This window comes from Promicromonospora sp. AC04 (assembly GCF_003058225.1).
In the GTDB taxonomy this organism is placed as follows: Bacteria; Actinomycetota; Actinomycetes; order Actinomycetales; family Cellulomonadaceae; genus Promicromonospora.
On record NZ_QBUG01000002.1, the window covers coordinates 636,121 to 654,647 of the forward strand.

At 72.1% G+C, this 18,527-nt stretch carries 17 protein-coding genes; 7 read left to right on the forward strand and 10 right to left on the reverse strand.

Features of this window, described 5'->3' with window-relative positions:
* Positions 1 to 127: 127 nt before the first annotated feature.
* Positions 128 to 823: a demethylmenaquinone methyltransferase gene (locus C8K30_RS08340; RefSeq protein WP_108492399.1), complete on the reverse strand. Its 696-nt coding sequence runs from the start codon at positions 821 to 823 to the stop codon at positions 128 to 130.
* Positions 824 to 927: 104 nt separating this feature from the next.
* Between C8K30_RS08340 and C8K30_RS08345 the strand changes: the two genes are divergently transcribed.
* Together C8K30_RS08345 and C8K30_RS08350 are read left to right on the forward strand one after the other, a co-directional pair.
* Entirely contained in the window at positions 928 to 2,133 is a 1,206-nt protein-coding gene (locus C8K30_RS08345) for an ATP-binding protein (RefSeq protein ID WP_255415709.1), read from the forward strand.
* A gap of 84 nt (positions 2,134 to 2,217) precedes the next feature.
* Positions 2,218 to 3,675 (forward strand): isochorismate synthase MenF, encoded by a 1,458-nt coding sequence (locus tag C8K30_RS08350; RefSeq protein ID WP_108492401.1) that lies wholly within the window; start codon positions 2,218 to 2,220, stop codon positions 3,673 to 3,675.
* 76 nt (positions 3,676 to 3,751) lie between these two features.
* Here the strand turns inward: C8K30_RS08350 and C8K30_RS08355 are convergent, their stop codons facing one another.
* The gene (locus C8K30_RS08355) at positions 3,752 to 5,473 is read right to left on the reverse strand and encodes a DUF6114 domain-containing protein (RefSeq protein WP_146197389.1); all 1,722 of its coding nucleotides are present in this window, start codon (positions 5,471 to 5,473) and stop codon (positions 3,752 to 3,754) included.
* Positions 5,464 to 6,060, reverse strand: a complete 597-nt coding sequence (locus C8K30_RS08360; RefSeq protein WP_108492403.1) for a DUF6230 family protein — start codon at positions 6,058 to 6,060, stop codon at positions 5,464 to 5,466. The genes C8K30_RS08355 and C8K30_RS08360 overlap by 10 nt, the downstream gene beginning before the upstream one ends.
* A 129-nt stretch (positions 6,061 to 6,189) precedes the next feature.
* On the opposite strand from C8K30_RS08360, the gene C8K30_RS08365 reads away from it, so the two are divergent.
* Positions 6,190 to 6,819: a TetR/AcrR family transcriptional regulator gene (locus C8K30_RS08365; protein ID WP_108492404.1), complete on the forward strand. Its 630-nt coding sequence runs from the start codon at positions 6,190 to 6,192 to the stop codon at positions 6,817 to 6,819.
* A gap of 8 nt (positions 6,820 to 6,827) precedes the next feature.
* Here the strand turns inward: C8K30_RS08365 and C8K30_RS08370 are convergent, their stop codons facing one another.
* The 5 genes from C8K30_RS08370 to C8K30_RS08390 all read right to left on the reverse strand — a co-directional run bounded on the left by C8K30_RS08370 (position 6,828) and on the right by C8K30_RS08390 (position 12,708).
* Positions 6,828 to 7,367, reverse strand: coding sequence for an N-acetyltransferase (locus tag C8K30_RS08370; protein ID WP_158280964.1), 540 nt, complete (start codon positions 7,365 to 7,367; stop codon positions 6,828 to 6,830).
* A gap of 112 nt (positions 7,368 to 7,479) precedes the next feature.
* Complete coding sequence (locus C8K30_RS08375; protein WP_108492406.1) at positions 7,480 to 9,105, reverse strand: S1C family serine protease; 1,626 nt, start codon at positions 9,103 to 9,105, stop codon at positions 7,480 to 7,482.
* 150 nt (positions 9,106 to 9,255) lie between these two features.
* Positions 9,256 to 11,103, reverse strand: a complete 1,848-nt coding sequence (gene menD / locus C8K30_RS08380) for a 2-succinyl-5-enolpyruvyl-6-hydroxy-3-cyclohexene-1-carboxylate synthase (RefSeq protein WP_108492407.1) — start codon at positions 11,101 to 11,103, stop codon at positions 9,256 to 9,258.
* A complete protein-coding gene (locus C8K30_RS08385) occupies positions 11,100 to 12,080 on the reverse strand; it encodes an o-succinylbenzoate synthase (protein WP_108492408.1) in 981 nt (326 codons plus the stop codon). Before C8K30_RS08385 ends, menD begins: the two co-directional genes overlap by 4 nt.
* A 25-nt stretch (positions 12,081 to 12,105) precedes the next feature.
* Positions 12,106 to 12,708 carry a gamma carbonic anhydrase family protein gene (locus C8K30_RS08390; protein WP_108492409.1) on the reverse strand — a complete coding sequence of 201 codons (603 nt, stop codon included), beginning with the start codon at positions 12,706 to 12,708 and terminating at the stop codon, positions 12,106 to 12,108.
* On the opposite strand from C8K30_RS08390, the gene C8K30_RS08395 reads away from it, so the two are divergent.
* Both C8K30_RS08395 and C8K30_RS08400 read left to right on the forward strand, forming a co-directional pair.
* Entirely contained in the window at positions 12,694 to 13,407 is a 714-nt protein-coding gene (locus tag C8K30_RS08395; RefSeq protein ID WP_199230397.1) for a hypothetical protein, read from the forward strand. The two genes, C8K30_RS08390 and C8K30_RS08395, sit on opposite strands and share 15 nt — an antisense overlap.
* A gap of 84 nt (positions 13,408 to 13,491) precedes the next feature.
* Entirely contained in the window at positions 13,492 to 14,445 is a 954-nt protein-coding gene (locus C8K30_RS08400) for a 1,4-dihydroxy-2-naphthoyl-CoA synthase (RefSeq protein WP_108492411.1), read from the forward strand.
* A gap of 268 nt (positions 14,446 to 14,713) precedes the next feature.
* On the opposite strand, the gene C8K30_RS08405 is transcribed toward C8K30_RS08400, so the two are convergent.
* The gene (locus tag C8K30_RS08405; protein ID WP_233257051.1) at positions 14,714 to 15,805 is read right to left on the reverse strand and encodes a DUF3048 domain-containing protein; all 1,092 of its coding nucleotides are present in this window, start codon (positions 15,803 to 15,805) and stop codon (positions 14,714 to 14,716) included.
* 114 nt (positions 15,806 to 15,919) lie between these two features.
* On the opposite strand from C8K30_RS08405, the gene C8K30_RS08410 reads away from it, so the two are divergent.
* A complete protein-coding gene (locus tag C8K30_RS08410; protein ID WP_108492412.1) occupies positions 15,920 to 17,302 on the forward strand; it encodes an AMP-binding protein in 1,383 nt (460 codons plus the stop codon).
* 86 nt (positions 17,303 to 17,388) lie between these two features.
* Positions 17,389 to 18,258 carry a 1,4-dihydroxy-2-naphthoate polyprenyltransferase gene (locus tag C8K30_RS08415; RefSeq protein WP_108492413.1) on the forward strand — a complete coding sequence of 290 codons (870 nt, stop codon included), beginning with the start codon at positions 17,389 to 17,391 and terminating at the stop codon, positions 18,256 to 18,258.
* On the opposite strand, the gene C8K30_RS08420 is transcribed toward C8K30_RS08415, so the two are convergent.
* Positions 18,222 to 18,527, reverse strand: a complete 306-nt coding sequence (locus tag C8K30_RS08420; RefSeq protein WP_108492414.1) for a DUF4229 domain-containing protein — start codon at positions 18,525 to 18,527, stop codon at positions 18,222 to 18,224. The genes C8K30_RS08415 and C8K30_RS08420 overlap by 37 nt on opposite strands.

Consider the following 18,527-nt stretch of genomic DNA (forward strand, 5'->3'; position numbering starts at 1 on the left):
CGGGGGATGCCCCGTGCGCGGGGTCGGCACTACGCAGCGAGGTCGTGATTTCGCATCGAGATCGGCACAGCACTGTGCCGATCTCGATGCGAAATCACGACCTCACTGGGCCCACCAAAGAGGGGACTCAGGACGGGCGGGTGGCTCTGTGGAGGGCCACTATCCCGCCGGTCACGTTGCGGTAGGCCGCGTGCTCCCAGCCGGCGTCGATCATGAGGTGGGCGAGGTCGACCTGGGTGTGCCAGGTCCGGATGGACTCGGCGAGGTAGTCGTACGAGCCCTTGTCGCGGGTCACGGCGCCGGCCACCACGGGCAGCGCGCGCATCAGGTACTCCTGGTAGACCTTCCGGAACGGGCCCCAGGTGGGGGTCGAGAACTCGCAGATCACCACGCGCCCGCCCGGCCGGACCACACGCAGCATCTCGCGCAGCGCCGCGCTCGTGTCCACGACGTTGCGCAGGCCGAAGCTGATGGTCACGGCGTCGAAGGACTCGTCGGCGAAGGGCAGCCGCGTCGCGTCGCCCGCGACGAACGGCAGGTCCGGACGGCGTTCCTTGCCGACCTGCAGCATGCCGATCGAGAAGTCGGACGGGACCACGAAGGCGCCGTCGGCGGCGAAGGGCTCGCTGCTGGTGCCGGTGCCCGCGGCGAGGTCGAGCACGCGCTCGCCCGGCATCGCGGCCACCGCCTCGACCGTGAGGCGGCGCCAGCGCCGGTCCTGGCCCAGGGAGATCAGGTCGTTCGTCAGGTCGTAGCGGGCGGCGATCCCGTCGAACATCGACGCGACCTCGGCCGGCTTCTTCTCCAGGCTTGCGCGGGACATGCGGCAATAGTTTCACGGCCCGACGACGTCGCGCGCCGCCGTCGTCCCTCGCCCACCACGTCCCGGCCTAGCAGACCTAACACGCTTCTTGTTATGTTTGTTATGTGCCGCACGCCAAGAGGACCGTAGCCAAGAATCCGTACCGCCCCGGCGTCGGCCTGCCGCCCGCCCACCTGGCGGGTCGCGATCCACAGATGCGACGCTTTCAGGCCATGCTCTCCGGCGCCCCTGAGATCCCCGCGAACCTGAGACTCACCGGGTTGCGCGGTGTCGGCAAGACCGTCCTCCTCCGCCGGTTCGACGACATCGCGAACGAGGCGGAGTGGGCCACCGTCTTCGTCGAGCTCGAGCCAAGGCACAACGACGAGGACAGGCTGACCCGTCTGCTCGACGGCGTGCTCCACGAAGTGGTGGCTCGCCACTCTGCGAGCGGACGCATCCGCCAGGTGCTCGGCGGTGCCATCGAGGCGGCGCGGCAGACCGCCAAGGTCACCTTCGACGACTTCGAGTGGTCCCTGGGCGGCGAGATCGCGACCCGGACGCGCGCCGTCGCCGAGGCCATGGCACACGCCGTCGAGATCGTGCAGCGATCCGGCAAGGAGGGAGTCGTCCTGCTCTTCGACGAGGCCCAGGTGCTCGTCGACGACAAGACCCGAGACGGGTCCCACCCTCTGTCGATGCTTCTCGCGGCGGTATCGGCACTACAGCGACAAGGGATCGCTGTGTGTCTGGTCCTGTGCGGGCTGCCCAACCTGACCGTGAACCTTCTCGAAGCCCGGACCTACTCGGAGCGCATGTTCCGGGGGGATGAGGTGGCATCGCTCGGCACGTCCGAGGCTCGGCAAGCATTCCTCGTCCCGTTGGATGGGACCGGTCGAGCCGCTGACGACGAACTGGTCGAGCGTGTGCTCACGGACGTCGAGGGTTACCCCTACTTCATCCAGCTCTGGGGTGCCGAGCTTTGGGACGCCTCGACGTTCGCCGGCGTCGAGACATTCTCCGTCACTCTCCTCGACGCGACGAACAGCGAGATCTACCGGCGGCTCGACCTGGACTTCTACTCACCTCGGGTCGATGCGCTCCGTCCCGCGGAACAGGACCTGCTGAGCACGGCCGCCGGCGCGGTCTACCCGCCACTTCTAGCAGGACAACTGGCCGATCTCTCGCCCAAGAAGGCGAGCAACGTAAACGTCCTCCTCGGTCGGCTCGTGCGAGCCAACGTGCTGTACCGGCAGGGCAAGGGTCGGTACTACTACACGGCACCCGGATTCGACGCCTACCTTCGGCGACGCGCGGAACGCTTGGCCTGACTCCCTACCGGAAACTGCCCTTCCCCGTGTGACGTGGCCCACCCGATGCAGGACCGACCGGACCACCGTCCTATCCTGAAGCGGATGATCGCTTCACCTGCCGGACGCACCCCGGGTGCATCAACCGGCACCACAGTGTCCGGCTCCTGGGCCACCGTCGCGCCGGCCACGCCCGACCGGCCGCGGGGAGCGCCTCTGGGCCCGCAGCTCATCGTCCGCACCGTTGCGATCGACGACCTGCCGGACACCCCGACCGCGCTCGTCGACCGGCTCCCCGACACCAACGCCCTCGCCTGGGTACGGCACGGCGACGGGCTCGTGGGCTGGGGCGAGGCGCTGCGGTTCGAGACGTTCGGCCCCGGCCGCTTCGCCGACGCCGACGGCGCCTGGCGCCAGGTGCTCGACCGCGCGGTCGTGCACGACGACGTCGGCCTGCCCGGCAGCGGCCTCGTCGCGTTCGGCAGCTTCGCCTTCGACGACGTCTCCCCCGGCGACGAGGCCGAGGACCCGGCGCGCGCGAGCGGCGTGCTGATCGTGCCGCGCGTCGTCGTCGGACGGCGGGGCGACCGGGCCTGGATGACCACCATCTCCCTGGTGGGCGACCGGTCGGCACCCGCGGGCGAGGACCTCCTGTCCGCCTACCCGCACCAGCCGGTCACCGAGCCGGGCCGGGTGGTGCTGGCCGACGGCGCCGTCGGCGCCGCGGACTGGCCGGCGGTGGTCGCGGAGGGGATCACCCGGATCCAGACCGGCGAGCTGGAGAAGGTGGTGCTCGCGCGCGACGTCGTCGCCACAGCCGAGCACCCGCTCGACACGCGGCACCTGCTCGGCCGCCTCGCGTCCGCGTACGACGCCTGCTGGGCGTTCAGCGTGGACGGCATGGTCGGCGCGACGCCGGAGCTGCTGGTCCGCAGCGAGAAGGGCCTGGTCGCCTCGCGCGTGCTGGCCGGCACGATCCGCCGCGAGCACGGGCCGGGCTCGCCCGACGCCCCCGCCGACGCCGATCTGCTGCACGCGGCGCAGCTCGCCCGGTCCTCGAAGGACCTCGAGGAGCACGAGTTCGCGGTGCGCTCCGTGGCCGCCGCCCTGGAGCCGTTCTGCACCTCGATGAACGTGCCCGAGGCGCCGTTCGTGCTGCACCTGCCGAACGTCATGCACCTGGCCACTGACGTGACCGGCGTCCTGACGGACCAGAACCCGGTCTCGGGCGGGCGGGCGACGTCGTCCCTCTCCCTGGCCGCAGCGCTGCACCCGAGCGCCGCCGTCTGCGGGACGCCGACCACCGCCGCGCGCAGCCTGATCCGCGAGATCGAAGGGCTGGACCGCGCCAGGTACGCGGGCCCGGTGGGCTGGGTCGGGGCCGACGGCGACGGCGAGTGGGGCATCGCCCTGCGGTCGGCCGAGATCTCGCCGAGGAACCCGCGCCACATCCGGCTGTTCGCGGGCTGCGGCATCGTCGCGGCGTCGGACCCGCAGGCAGAGCTGGCGGAGTCGGAAGCCAAGCTGGAACCGATGCGCTACGCCCTGGGCGCCACCTCCTGACCAACGCGTCGAGTGCGGGGGACTTGTCGGCCCGCCGTGGCTGACCCGACAAGTCCCCCGCACTCAGCGCGGCGCGTCAGGCGTCGCCGGCCTTCGGGCCCTTGCCGATCGGGTCGGTCTTGTCTCCCCAGACCTGCTCGCGGAAGTTGTCCCAGACCTGGATGTCGGACGTGGCACCCATGAAGCCCATCCGCGCGTCCGTGGCGGACAGCACGATCTCGATGAGCGAAGCGCCCCCGAGCACCTGGTTGGCCACCTCCAGGAGGTCCTGGCCGTCGGGCAGGTTCGCGTGGATCGACGACACGTACATGTGCGCGTTGCCCTCGAGCGACACGAAGTTCGCCCGGGTGTCCGTGCCCGCGACCGTACCCTCGTGGTACGCGTACGACTTGAGCCAGAAGCCGTCGACGACCACCTTGTCGGCCGAGATCTTGATGGCGTCCCGGCGCTCGCCGCCGCCCTTGACCGGCACGTTCGCCAGGCCGATGCCGTTGATGCCGGTGAGCGGGATCGTCAGGTCCGTGCTCTCCAGGTCGGCGGGGAGGGAGAAGACGTTGCCGTCCTCCTTGGCGCCGCACTGGCCCGGCAGGTCGATGTTGAGGTCGTACTTGCCGCCGAAGGTCACCTTGACGCAGGTGCCGAGCTCGGTCTTGAGCGCGTCCTCGATCGTCTGCTGCGGGTCGACCTCGCCGCACGGGTCGTTCGGCGCCTCTGCCTCGGCCTCCGGGGGCACCTCGCCGTCCTGCGTCGGCTCCTGGCACTCGGACTTGTCGCTGTCCGGGCCCGTGCCGGCGTCGCCGCCGGCGGAGTCGCCCGCCGGGTCCCCGGCGTCGCTGCCGTCGGCCGGGTCGGTCGCCCCGTCGGTGACGTCGTCGACCGCGTCCCCGACCGGGTCCTCGCCCTCGTCGCCGGCGGACTCGGAAGTGCTCGGCGACGGGGAGGGCGAGGCGGAGGGGTCCGCCGTGCCGTCGTCGTCGCAGGCGCCGAAGACCACGCACCAGAACGAGTCGTCCTGCTGGGTCTCGGCGCCCGACGTCGACGCCGGCATGCTCATGCCGCCGAGCGCCATCGCGCTCGCCACTACTACCGCGGCGGACTTCTGGGACAGGGCGCGCAGCGCGGTGCTGAGCGTTTCCACCTTGGGGATCGCCTCCGTGTCCGGGGCCGGCTCGCGATCAGCTCCCGGTGCGTCGTCGCCCGCCTCGGGAGCGGGGTCGTCACCCGCCTCGCCTGCGGGCGAGCCTTCTGCGCCGGTGTCCGACGCCGGAGCGTCGTCCTCAGCAGGGTCGCCGTTGTCGCCGGCTGCCGCTGCGCTGCGGGAACCAGGTGCGACGTCGTTCTCCTCGGGCTGCCCGGCCGCCTCGGCGTCCTCCACCTGGGGTGCCCAGGACACGACGACGATGCCGCCGATCACGCCCAGCAGGAACCCGACGACCCAGCCGCCGAGGTTCACTCCCGCGATCGAGTAGACGGAGATCGCGAGGGCGATCACGCCGTAGAAGATCCGGTGCACGGGCTGGGCGATCGACAGGATCCCGAGCAGCACCAGCGCGATCGGCAGGATCGTCGCCTGAGCGCCCTCGACCCCGAACTGCAGCACGACGTTCATGCCGAGCTGGTCCAGCTTGATAGGGCCGGACAGGAGCATCTCCAGGCCCGCGAGGACTACCAGCACACCCCCGACGAACGGCCGCTGCTTGCGCCAGGGGCGGAAGTCCCTGCGCCAGTCAGCAAGCTTCGCGCGAAGTCCGGGGCGGCCGGCGGCGTTCGCCTGGCCGTCACCCGGACTCAGAAGCACTCGGTGCCGTCCGTGATCTTGAGGCTGAGGTCCGTCAGCTGGAAGACGGCGGCCTGCGTGCTCCACGAGACCTGCTGGAGACCGTTGATGTCGACGGTGTCGGAGTCCATGGCGAAGTCGCCGGCGTCACCCTTCTTGGCCGTGTTCACGGTCGAGGCGTCGACGCCGATGCGGATGTTCTTGAAGACCGCGGTACCCGACAGGTCGTTCATGCCGATCTGCAGGTCGGTGGCCAGCGCGGGCTTCCCCTCGCCGGTGCCGGCCGAGATCAGCAGGCCGACCTTGCCCAGCGGCGTGTCCTGCACGACCGACTGGCACAGGTTGTAGAGCTTCGCGTCCTTGATGTTCGCGATGGCGGCCGGGTGCTGCGTACCGTCCGAGGCGGTGGCCACGCCCGCGTACTGCGAGAAGCCGACACCCTCGAGCTTGTCCGCGCCGATCTTGAACTGGCTGCCGGAGATGGCGAACGAGACGGGCACTGCGCCCTGTGCAACCCCGCCGAGCAGAACGCTGGCGGCGATGGTGACCGGAATGACGGCGAGGGCCACGCGACCCTTGCGCGACCCCGTGATCTTGCTGAGCTTCATTGGTGTTCCCCTCGATGCCAATGTGAGGACGACTGCACCGTCGTCCCGTCGCGACGTTAGCGCGATTACTGAGTTACCGTCAATTGAGCCCCCGACGGCGCCGCAAAGCATGCCGGATATGCTCGGTACATGGCAACAGCCCGACGCACGCGACTCCGCCCGGAGGAACGCCGCAACCAGCTCGTGGCACTGGGAGTCGCGACGCTCGCGGACCGCCCGCTGGCCGAGGTGACCGTCGAGGAGATCGCCGCTGAAGCCGGTGTCTCGACGGGTCTCGTCTATTACTACTTCGGCTCCAAGAACGGCCTGCACCACGAGATCGTGCGCCGCGCGCGCGACTCGATGCTGCACGCCTCAGAGCCCCAGCCCGAGCTCCCGCCGTCCGATCGCCTGGTGAGCACGCTGACCCGGCTCGTGACGTACGTCCGGGAGCACGGGCCGACCTTCTACTCGCTCGTCCGCGGCGCCGCCAGCGGCGACGAGGAGGTGCGCGCCGTGATCGAGGACGCACGGCGCCAGCAGACGGAGCGCGCCCTGGCGGTGCTCCTCGAGCTGGGCGTGCCCGAGACCGAGCTCCTGCGCATAGCGGTCCGCTCGTGGGTGGCCCTGGCCGAGCAGGCCCTGGTCGACGGCGGCATCAACTCCGACCTCTCCGACGAGGAGCTGGTCGGCTACCTCGAGCGCAGCCTCGGTGGCGTCGTCGCCGCCGTCGTGCCGGGCGCCGCCGAGGCGCTGTTCGGGGCACCGGCCAAGATCTGACCGGTCGGTCAGAGAGCCTTGACCATCAGGAGACAGGGACTGTCGACCCAGAGGTCGGGAAACTCCTCCACCGGGTGGAAGCCGACGGCGCTGTAGAAGGCACGGGTCTGATCGAATCCCGGGTCCGGCGCCGAAGGGCCGAACGTCTTCACGCTCAGCAGGCGCACGCCCTGAGCGCGCAGGTCGTCCTCGACGCGCTCCAGGAGCGTGCGCCCGATGCCCGCGCGGTGGTGCTTGCGCCGGACGGCGAGCAGGTGCACCTCCGCGGACGTCGGGTAGCGCTGGTCGAGGAGCAGCACACCGAGCACGTCCTCGGTGGAGATCGCGCCGCCGTCGGCTCCGACGCCGGGGCCCGAGCTGCCCGGCGGGGCGCTCCCCGGCGAGGCTTCGGGCGCGGCGACCGCCACATAGTTGGGGAACTTGGCCGCCGCCTCGACGTACTCGTACGTGAACCGGTCTATGCCGAACCACTCCGGCAGCTCCTCGAGGATGTCGTGCGCGGCATCCGATCGGCCGAGGGTCCTGACCACGGTGAACGTCCCAGACACGCGGACCAAACTAATCCCGCTGGACCAACTTCACCCGTTGAACGCGAATACGCGGCAGACCCCCAGGTCATTCGGGGTGACCTGGGGGTCTGACATGTCCGGCCGGGGCGGGTCAGCCCTGGTTGTTGAAGAAGTCCTGCAGCCAGTCCGGGATGTTGTTCGGCTGGCTCTGGTCCGAGCCGGAGCCCGAGTCCGAGCCGTCCTCCTGGCCGGGCAGCTGCTGGCCCTGCGAGCCCGAGTCCTGGGTCGCCGTCTCGTCCTTGACCGCGAGCGTGACGGTGATCTCCTGCGTCTTGCCGTCGCGCACCACGGTCAGCACCGACTTGTCACCGGCTTCCTTCTCCCGCACGAACGCCGTGAGCGACGCCGCGCCGTTGACCGGGTCGCCGTCGATCGCGACGACCACGTCACCCTCCTGGACGCCGGCGTCCCCGGCCGGCGAGTCGGCGACGACCTCCGAGACACCGGCGCCGCGGCGGGTCACGCCGTCGGCCGTCGCGGTGGCGTCGGAGAGCGACACGCCGAGGAAGGCGTGCTCGGCGGTGCCGTCCTTCTTGAGCTGGTCACCGATCTGCGTGGCCAGGTTGGACGGGATGGCGAAGCCGAGGCCGATCGAGCCGGAGCTGCTCGACGCCGTCCCGCCGCTCGACAGGGTAGCGATCGAGGAGGTGATGCCGATGACCTCGCCCGACGCGTTGAACAGCGGCCCACCCGAGTTGCCCGGGTTCACCGCGGCGTCGATCTGGATGGCGTTCGTGACCACCTGCTCGGACCCGTCCTCTGCGCTGGCCGTGACCGGCCGGTCCAGGGCGGACACGATGCCCGTCGTCGCGGTGTTCGCCAGGCCCAGCGGGTTGCCGAGCGCCATCACGGGCTCGCCCACCACGACGTCGGACGAGTCCGCGAAGGTCGCGGGCTTCAGGTCCGACGGCGGGTCGGAGATCTGCACGACGGCGAGGTCGGTGGTCGGGTCCGTGCCGACGATGTCGGCGTCGTACACCCGGCCGTCGCTCAGCGTGACCTGCACCGTCGTCGCGTCGGCCACCACGTGGTTGTTGGTCAGGACGCGGCCGTCGGAGTCCAGCACGACGCCGGAGCCCTCGGCGCCGCCCGCCTGGCTCTCCACCTGGATCGCGACCACGGACTCCTGCACCGCGGAGGTGACCGCTGTCCAGTTCGGGTTCTCCACGGTCGAGCTCGCCACGGGCACGTTCTGGCTGGTCGACTGTCCGACGTCGGCCAGGGAGGCCGCGTTGTTCGGGTTGTCCGTGAGGGCGATCGCACCGGCGGTACCGAGGCTGGCCAGCAGCGCGGCGGCCGCGGCGGCGCTGACCACCGGAACCCAGGTGCGGTTCTTCGCGCTCGGCGCTTCCGCCACCGCCACCGTGGCGGGGGCGGAGTACGGGTTGACGTAGGCGGACGCGGGGCTGATGGCGGGGGCCGCGTTCTGGGCGGGGGCCAAGTGCTGAGCGGGAGCCACGCTCGGCGCGGGGGCCGGGTGCTGAGCGGGAGCCGCGCTCTGGACGTTCTGGACCGGCGCGCCCTGCGCGGGGGTGCCCTCGGCGGGTGCCGAATGCTGCTGCGGCGCAGGTACGGGCGCCGGGGACTGCGCAGGGCTCGGAGACTCAGCGTCCGCGTTCTGGGCGGGTGCCGGGCCGGCGACCGGCAGCTGCTGGGTGGGCTGCGCGACGGGCGGCTGCTCGTCCGGCTGCGGAGTGGTGCTGTTCTGGTCGGTCATCGTGACCCTCCTTGAAGTCAGAACCAGTTGACACCCCGTTCCTTGTCCGACCCTTGGATAAGTCTGTGAGTTCCCTGCGCGTCCTGGCAGTTCGTTGAGCGCGGGCCATCTGTCGGGCCGGAGCCTGCCGACCCGGCAGACAGCCCGCACTCAACGAGAAGCGGTGGCCGCCTCGATGACGCGACGCGCCAGGTCGCGCGACTCCGCCAGACGGTCGGCGCGCGGCACGCGCACCTCGATGACCTGAACGCCGTGGCTCGGCGCCTGCAGCGCGTGCCGCAGGGTCGGCACGTCCTTGACGAGCTGATGGTCCACGCCGTACCCCGCGCACAGCTGCGCCAGGTTGGACCCGTGCGGCGTCCCGAAGACCCGCTCGAACGTGGCGCTCGCGGCGTCACCGGTCGCGGCGAGCGCGCCGTGCTCGAGGGTCGCGAAGATCGAGCCGCCCTCGTCGTTCACCACCACTATCTCCAGGTCGACCGGGGGCTCGTCGGGGCCGCGGAGCAGGCCGCCGACGTCGTGCAGGAACGTGAGGTCGCCCAGGAGGGCACGGGTGCGCAGGCCGCGGCGGGCGGCGGAGAGCGCGATGCCGACCGCCGTCGACACGGTGCCGTCGATGCCCGCGAGGCCTCGGTTGGCGAGGACCGCGGGTCCGGGACCGTCGAGGCCGAGCACCAGCTCGAGGTCCCGCACGGGGTTGGACGAGCCGACCACCAGCAGGTCCTCGGGGCCGAGCACCGCGGCAACGGCTCGCGCCACGGAGAGCGCCGTCGGTCCGCCGAGGACCGCTTCGTCGCAGGTCACCTCGTCCAGGACGCGGGCGGCCTGCGCCCCCGCGGCCTGCCAGCGCTCCAGGAACGGCGACCGCTCGGCCGCGGCCGCCTCGAAGCAGACGGGGGCCAGGCCCGGCACCACGACGGCGGCGTTGCGGGCGGCGTCGGGCCACGGACCCGCGCCCGGCGCGACCACGGTGACCGTTACGGAAGGGCGGCCGAGCAGCCGCTGCACCGGGCGCGACAGGGTGGGCCGGCCGAAGACCACCACCTGCTCGACGCTCCCCGCGAGATCGTCTGAGCCGAGCAGCACCCGGTAGGCCGCAATCGCGTTGGGCCCGCCCGTCGCGCCCGAGGACGGCTCCGCGAACAGGGGCCAGCCCTGCGCCTCGGCAAGCCGCCGCGCCTCAGGCCCGGCGCCGTCGCCTGCGACGACGACCGTGCGTTCCGGGTCGCCCGGCAGCGCCGGAGAGGCGAAGTGCTGCAGCGCGGCGGGGACGACGAGCGGCGGGTCGGGCCGCGGGTAGTCCTCCTGCGCGGTGTCCGCGGGCAGGCCCGGCAACGGGGCCGACGGCGCCAGCGGGTCCCGGAACGCCAGGTTGAGGTGCACCGGCCCGGGGTGCCCCGAACGCAGGCCCAGGGCGGCGCTGACCGCGCGCCCGGCGATGTGCCTCAGGTCGCGGAGCTCCGGCGCGGCTTCGGCGCCCGGCTCGCCACCCGGTTCGCCCGACGGCGAGGCGCCCGATCCCGCAGGGGCGTTCGACGGCGCAGCGGCGTTCGACGGCGTCGGGAACCCCGCCGAAGCCGGGATGTCCGCCGCGAACCGCACCGCCGAACCGAAGATCCCGACCTGGTCGGTCGTCTGCGACGCACCCGTGCCGCGCAGCTCGTGCGGCCGGTCGGCGGTGAGGAGGATCAGCGGCAGCCCGGTGTGGTTCGCCTCCAGCACGGCAGGGTGCAGGTTCGCGACCGCCGTCCCCGACGTCGTGACGACGGCAACCGGCGCACCCTCCGCGCCCTTCGACAGGCCCAGCGCGAGGAATCCCGCCGCCCGCTCGTCGATCCGTACGTGCAGCGTGAGGCGGCCGGCGTCGGCGGCCTCCGCGAAGGCGTACGCGAGGGGGGCGCTGCGCGAGCCGGGGGCGAGCACCACGTCCTGCACACCCCGGGTGACCAGGTCGGCGACCAGTGCGCGGGCGGTGGTGACGGCGGGCGGGATCGTCATGCGTCCTCCAGGATCCGGGTCAGTCGGTGGTACCGGGCGAGCCAGCGTTCGATCGTCGGGCCGTCAGGGGACGTGGCGGCGAGCGCCTCGGGCGAGGGCTCGGGGCGGCGGACGGGGAGCGCGCCGTCGACGGGCAGCAGCGGCTCGGCGACGACGTCGTGCACCAGGAGCTGGGACGTCGCGAGCCCGCAGGCGTAGGGGAGCTCGGGCAGGGCGGCGGCGAGGGCGACGCCGGCGGCGAGCCCGACCGAGCTCTCGAGGGCGGACGAGACGACAACCGGCAGCCCGACCTGCTCCGCGAGTTCGAGGCACGCGCGGACGCCGCCCAGCGGCTGCACCTTGAGGACCACGATGTCGGCGGCTTCCTCGCGCACCACGCGCATCGGGTCGGCGGCGCGGCGGATCGACTCGTCGGCGGCGACGGGGACGTCCTGCTTGCGGCGCACCAGGGCCAGCTCGTCGACGCTTGCGCAGGGCTGCTCCACGTACTCGAGCCCACCGGCGGCTCGGTCGATCTCGGCGAGGTGCGCCAGGGCTTCGTCGGGGGTCCAGGCTGCGTTGGCGTCGACCCGAATCGCGCCGTCGGACCCCAGGGCGTCGCGGACGGCGGCGACCCGGTCCGCCTCCGCGGCCACGGGTTCGAGCGTCCCGTCGGGGCCGCGCTGCGCGACCTTGACCTTGGCGGTCCGGCACCCGCCGGACGCCAGGACGATCTCGCGCGCCCGCTCCGGCCCGACGGCGGGGACCGTCACGTTGACCGGCACGCTCTGCCGGACCGGCTCGGGCCAGCCGATGAAGGCTGCCTCGTGCGCCGCGCGCAGCCAGGTCGAGGACTCCTCGTCGTCGTAGTCCCAGAAGGGCGACAGCTCACCCCAGCCGGCGGGGCCGCGCAGGAGGACGCCGTCGCGCACGTCGATCCCGCGAAAGCGGGTCCGTAGCGGCGTGGACCAGACGACGGGTTCACCGATCAGCAGCACAGGGCCAGGCTAACTACCCGAGGGGCTACCTGGTCTCGTTCACGGGCTCGTCGTCGCGGTGCGCGCCGTAGAAGTCCGACTGACGGCGCATCAGCTCACGCATCGGCACGTCTCGGCCCACCCCGTAGACGGTGGCGCCGAAGTTGAGCTCTCGCTGGATCGCCCAGATCTCCTCGTGCCGGTCCGGCGACAGGATCGTCGCCGGATCCCCCACGGCGACCCAGCCGATCGGCACGACCGTTCCCGGGGCCAAGACGGTGTTGACCTGGACGACACCGTTGATTCGCACCTCCGCGCCCGCGCCGATAGTGCTGCCCGGGAACAGCGACGCACCGGTCGCGATGAACGCCTCGTCCTCGATCGTGCTGCCGTTCACGTGAGCGTGCGGGCCGATCATCACCGCGGACCCGATCTCTGCGGGATGCCCGCGGCGCCCGCGGACGAGCGCGTTCTCCATGACCACAGTGTCCTCGCCGATGACGACGACGCCGTCCTCCGCGGTGAGGACCGCGCCGTGCAGGATCCTCGCTCCAGCGGCGATGCGGACGTCACCGACAACTGCCGCTGACGGGGCGACGTACGCCGACGGATCGATCGACGGTTCGAGACCGCGATGGCGAACCAGCATGTGGGTGCTCCCTTCCTCGCCGCCACCATAGATGCCTGCATCTGGTGTGTTCATAAAACGAACGGTAGCGTTCATTTTATGAAACAAGGTGCCCCTCTGCTTCTCCCCCTGCTGCGCACCCGCTCGCAGGGAGACATCCTTGCCGCCGTGCTCCTGGAGCCGGACAAGGAGCAGAGCCTTACCGACCTGGCGCGGCTTGTCGGGACGTCTCGCCTGACTGTCCTACGCGAGATCGACCGCCTCGAGGATGCTGGCCTCGTCTCCACCCGCCGCTTCGGCAACACCCGCCTTGCCCGCGCGCGGACGGACAACCCGGTCTACGCTCCTCTAGCAGAACTTCTGGCCGTGACCTTTGGTCCCCTTGCAGTGCTCCGCGGCCTCCTCGCAGACGTCGATGGCATCGAGCATGCCTTCATCTACGGATCATGGGCGGCCCGGTACCACGAGCGTCCGGGTTCGGTACCTGGCGACATCGACGTGCTGGTGATCGGCAACCCCGACCGCGATCGGCTCGCCGACATAGTGGAGGAGGCCGAGAAGGCGCTGCACAGGGAGGTCAACGTGCGCCGTGTCTCCGCCTCCGCATGGGCGGACGACGACGGTCCGTTCAAGCGGACAATCACGAGCTCGCCGATCGTCGAGCTCACCGAGAACGAACACTCGCCCTCGAAGACTCGCGGGACATCGTCTCCGCCATGACGAAATTCGTTCCGAACGTCGGTCCCTGGCACTGACGACCACGGGCTGCCATTCACCCCGCACCGCCCCAACTAGGCTTGCCGCGTGAGCACGAGCACCGAACTGCCCAAGCAAGTCTCCGAGACGTTCGACCCGCAGCGCTGGCGCACGGTCGCCGGCTTCGAGGGCCTGACCGACCTCACGTACCACCGCGGCGTTGACCGGAGCGGCGACGAGCCGCGCGACCTGCCCGTGGTCCGCATCGCGTTCGACCGGCCGGAGGTCCGCAACGCCTTCCGCCCGCACACGGTGGACGAGCTGTACCGGGTCATGGACCACGCGCGCATGTCGTCCGACGTCGGCACGGTGCTGCTGACCGGCAACGGCCCCTCCCCCAAGGACGGCGGCTGGGCCTTCTGCAGCGGCGGCGACCAGCGCATCCGCGGCCGCGACGGCTACCGCTACGCCGAGGGCGAGAACGCGGACTCGATCGACCCGGCCAAGGCCGGTCGCCTGCACATCCTGGAGGTGCAGCGCCTCATGCGGACCATGCCCAAGGTGGTGGTCGCGGTCGTGGACGGCTGGGCGGCGGGTGGCGGACACTCCCTGCACGTCGTCGCCGACCTCACGGTCGCCTGCCGCGAGCACGGCAAGTTCAAGCAGACCGACGCCGACGTCGGCTCGTTCGACGCCGGCTACGGCTCCGCCTACTTCGCCCGCCAGCTCGGGCAGAAGCGCGCCCGCGAGGTGTTCTTCCTCGCCCGCGAGTACTCGGCCGACGACGCCGAGCGCTGGGGCTCCGTCAACGAGGTCGCCGCCCACGAGGACCTGGAGGGCCTGGCGCTCGAGTACGCGCGCATCATCGCGACCAAGTCGCCGCAGGCCATCCGGATGCTGAAGTTCGCATTCAACGCCGCCGACGACGGCATCGCCGGCCAGCAGGTGTTCGCCGGCGAGGCGACCCGGCTGGCGTACATGACCGACGAGGCGGTCGAGGGCAAGGAGGCGTTCCTGGAGCGCCGCGACCCGGACTGGTCGGCCTTCCCGTACTACTACTGACGGCGTCGGCCGCCACGACGGACGGCACACTCCCGCCCAACCGCAACCGACGCGTCGCCAGGTTGACGCCGAACCGCAAGTCTCCCGTCGCCGCCAGCGCCGAACCGAAGAGTGCACGTCGATCGGGCCTCAGATCGACATGCACTCTTCGGTTCGGCGACAGCGGTGACACGTAGGTTGCGGTTCGGCGACAGCGGTGACACGTAGGTTGCGGTTCGGCGTCACCAGCGGATCCGGTCGACGCGCAACTTGTGGCTCAGCGACGCGCTCAGCGCACCGACCAGCTCCCCGAGCCGGCCGGGACCAGCTCGATCCACGTGTTGCCCGGGTCGAGCCGCACGTCCTGGCCGTCGCGAGTCTTGAGCACGATCGGCGACAGCAGGTCCTTCTTGGACCAGCGCACCGGGATGCTGCGCCCGGTGGAGACCAGCGTGCCGACCCCGCTGCTCTCGGCGAGCTTGTGCTCCGGCACGGGCGCGCCGCTCGGGTCCACCCACTTCGTGTTGAACACGTGGGTGGACAGCACGAGCACGTTCCGGGCGGAGTGCCGCCGGCCGTCGGCCGCGACGGACGCGGCCGAGCCCTCGCTGCGCAGGTACCTCTTGTTCTCCTGGTCCCAGGTCCACACCGTGCGCTGCGCGGGCGACAGCCTGACATCGACGACGTGGGCGGGCGTGCCGCCCTTCCGTGCGGTCCCCTGGCCGACCTTCGGCGCGTACTTGAACTGCGCGCGCGGCGGGTTCGTCCGCCTCCCGTCCGCCTGCGCGAGGAACGTCGGCATGCTGCCGATCACGTTGTGCGGCGCGTACCGGCTGGAGTCGCGCGTGAAGCCGGCGTCGCCCTTGTCCATGATGATCGTCTGGGTGCCCACCCGCTCCGTCGCGGCGATGAACGGCCCCTGCCCGCCGGAGAACACCAGGATGCCGTCCAGCGGCCCCACGATCGCGGGGTCCATCGGCCGCACGGAGCGCACCGGCTCCACGATGTCCGGGATGTTCGAGTGGTAGGTCGCGACGAACCGGCTGATGCCGCCCTCGACGACCTCCTCCCACACGATGTCGGCCTCCACGAGGCCGCGCTGCGGGCGCGCGTCCGACGAGTTCTCGATCTTCACCGACACAGCGGGGCGGTTCGCGATCTTGTCGGTCCGCACCCCGGTGAGCGGCCACACGACGGGCGCCGCCGGCGGCTTCGGGGGCTTCGGTGGCCCGGTCCGGTCGCTCTCGACGGGGGCGTCGACCGTAGCGGTGGGCGTGGGCGAGGGCACCTCGGGACCAACGAGTCCACAGGCGGCCAGCCCGAGCATGATCACCAGGGCCGCACCCGTGGCACGGACCGCGGTCGTCCTGCGCGTGGTCATCCGTTCTCCTCCGCGAGTGTTCGATCCCGAGCGTTCCCCGGGACGGTTCGCGTGGCGCACACCTTACAGACCGGCCGACTCCGGGTGTGCTCCTGGCACGCTTACCCTCGTGAGGTGACCTTGACCGACCCGCCGATCGACGTGGTCCGCGCCGTCCGGGGCGCCCTCGACGGCGGTCCCGCCTACGCCCCGCAGCCCCGCCTGTCCGACGCCGCGGCCCCGCCCGGCACCGCGCTCGTGCTCCGGACCTCCGGTTCCACGGGAAACCCGCGCGAGGTCGCGCTGAGCGCGGCCGCCCTGCGCGCGTCCGCCGAGGCCACCCACGAGCGGCTCGGTGGCCCCGGCCGCTGGCTGCTCGTGCTGCCGCCCACGCACGTCGCGGGGGTCCAGGTCATCAACCGATCGGTGGTGGCGGGCACGGAGGTGCGCGTCGGCGCGCTCGACCGCTTCACTCCAGAGGGGTTCGCGGCCCTCGCCACGGGCTTCCTTCGACCCCCGGCCCCTGCTTCGTCGTCGGCCCGGAGCGGGCTCGGCGACCGAGCATACGTCTCGCTGGTCCCCACCCAGCTGCACCGGCTGGTCACCGCGGCCGACGACGGCGACACCGCCGGCCTCGACGCCCTCGCCCGGTTCGACGCGGCGCTCGTCGGCGGTGCCGCGACGCCCTCCGCGCTGCTGGCCCGCGCCCGGGCCGCGGGCGTCCGGGTCGTCACCACGTACGGCATGTCCGAGACGAGCGGCGGCTGCGTGTACGACGGCGTCCCGCTCGCGGGCGTGCGCGTCCGACTGGCCGACGCCGAGGCGGGCCCGGGCCTCACCTCGGGCGCCGCCGGTAAGGACGCCGTCGATAGGGGCGCCGTCGGCACCGGCATCGTCAGTACGGACACCGTCGGTACGGACGCCGGTGATAACGACACCGTCGTTACAGGCATCGTCGAGCTGTCCGGCCCCGTGCTCGCCGAGGGCTACGTGGGCGATCCCGACGCCACGGCCGCCGCGTTCCGCACCGGCCCCGACGGCACCCGCTGGTTCCGCACGTCCGACCTGGGCCGCCTGGACGACGGCCGCCTCACGATCCTCGGCCGGGCCGACGACGTCATCCTCACCGGCGGGGTCAACGTCGCCCCGGCGGCCGTCGAGGACGCCATCGCCGAGCACCTCGCCGGGCTGGGCACCCCGGGCGAGGCCTGCGTCGTCGGCGTGCCCGACGACGAGTGGGGCCATGCCGTCGTCGCCGTCATAGCTCTCGCCGGCCGGCGCGCGGCGCCCAGCCCCGCGCCCGTGCGCGGCACCAACCTGGCCGACGGCGGCGGTGAGCTGCTCGCCGGGCTGCGCTCCGCCGTCGGGCAGCGGCTGGGGACGCCGGCCGCGCCGCGCCGGGTGTACGTCACCGCCGCCCTGCCGGCCCGGGGCCCGGGCAAGGTGGACCGCCGGGCGGTGCGGGACGCCGTCGTGCGGGCCGAGCGGGAGGCGGGCCGGGAACCCGTGCGACCATGACTTCGTTCCTCCGCCAGGACCGGGTGCGAGCCCGGCGCTGGATCTGTTGAGAACTCAGGCACAACCCCCGAACGAAGGACGCGCTGATGGCGACTGCCGCCGAGTGGATCTCCGGGGCGCGGCCCCGCACGCTGCCGGCGGCGGCGGCACCCGTCATGGTGGGCACGGGCGCGGCCGCTCAGGTGGACTCCGCCGCGTGGCTGCCCGCGCTGCTCGCGCTGGGCGTCGCCCTCGCGCTGCAGGTCGGCGTCAACTACGCCAACGACTACTCGGACGGCGTGCGCGGTACGGACCTGGACCGGGTCGGCCCGATGCGGCTGACCGCGTCCGGCGCCGCCGCCCCCGGCGCGGTGAAGCGCGCGGCGTTCGCGGCGTTCGGCGTCGCCGGGGTGCTCGGCCTCTTGCTGAGCGTCGTGTCGGGTCACTGGTGGCTGCTCGCGGTCGGCGCGGTGTGCGTGGCCGCCGCCTGGTACTACACCGGCGGCAAGAAGCCGTACGGCTACCGGGGGCTGGGCGAGATCGCCGTGTTCGTGTTCTTCGGCCTGGTCGCAGTGCTCGGAACCACCTACACGCAGGCCGACCGCATCACGTGGCCCGCGGTGCTCGGCGCCGTCGGCATCGGCCTCATCGCGTGCGCGCTGCTCATGGTGAACAACCTGCGCGACATCCCCACCGACGTCCTGGCCGGCAAGCGCACGCTCGCGGTACGGCTCGGTGACTACCGGGCGCGGCGGGCGTACATCGCGATGATCTGGGTCCCTGTGCTGCTCGGCGCGGTGTGCGCGTTCTGGGCGCCGTGGTCGCTCGTGGTGCTGCTGCTGCTCGGCCCCGCGACGCTGCTGTCGCTGCCGATACTCGCCGGGGCGCGGGGCAAGCTGCTGATCCCGGTCCTGGCCGGCACGGGGCTCTACGAGCTGGGCTACGGCGTGCTGCTCTGGTTCGGCCTGTCGGTCTGAAGCTCCTGGTCGAGCTGGGCGTCCTCGTGGGCCGCGTCGGCGTCGACCCTCGGGGCTGCGGCGCGCTCGGCGGCGCGGCGCTCGGCCCGGTCGGCCATCCACCGCGTCGCGGCGTCGCGCGGCCTGCTCAGGGTCAGGTACGACACCGCCAGCGCGACCACCACCGCGACGATCGGGAGCAGCCAGCCCCGCAGGCCGACCAGGTACAGCAGGCCGAATGCCGCGCCGAACAGCGCGAGGCGGAGCAGGGTGTAGATCACGAGGGGCAC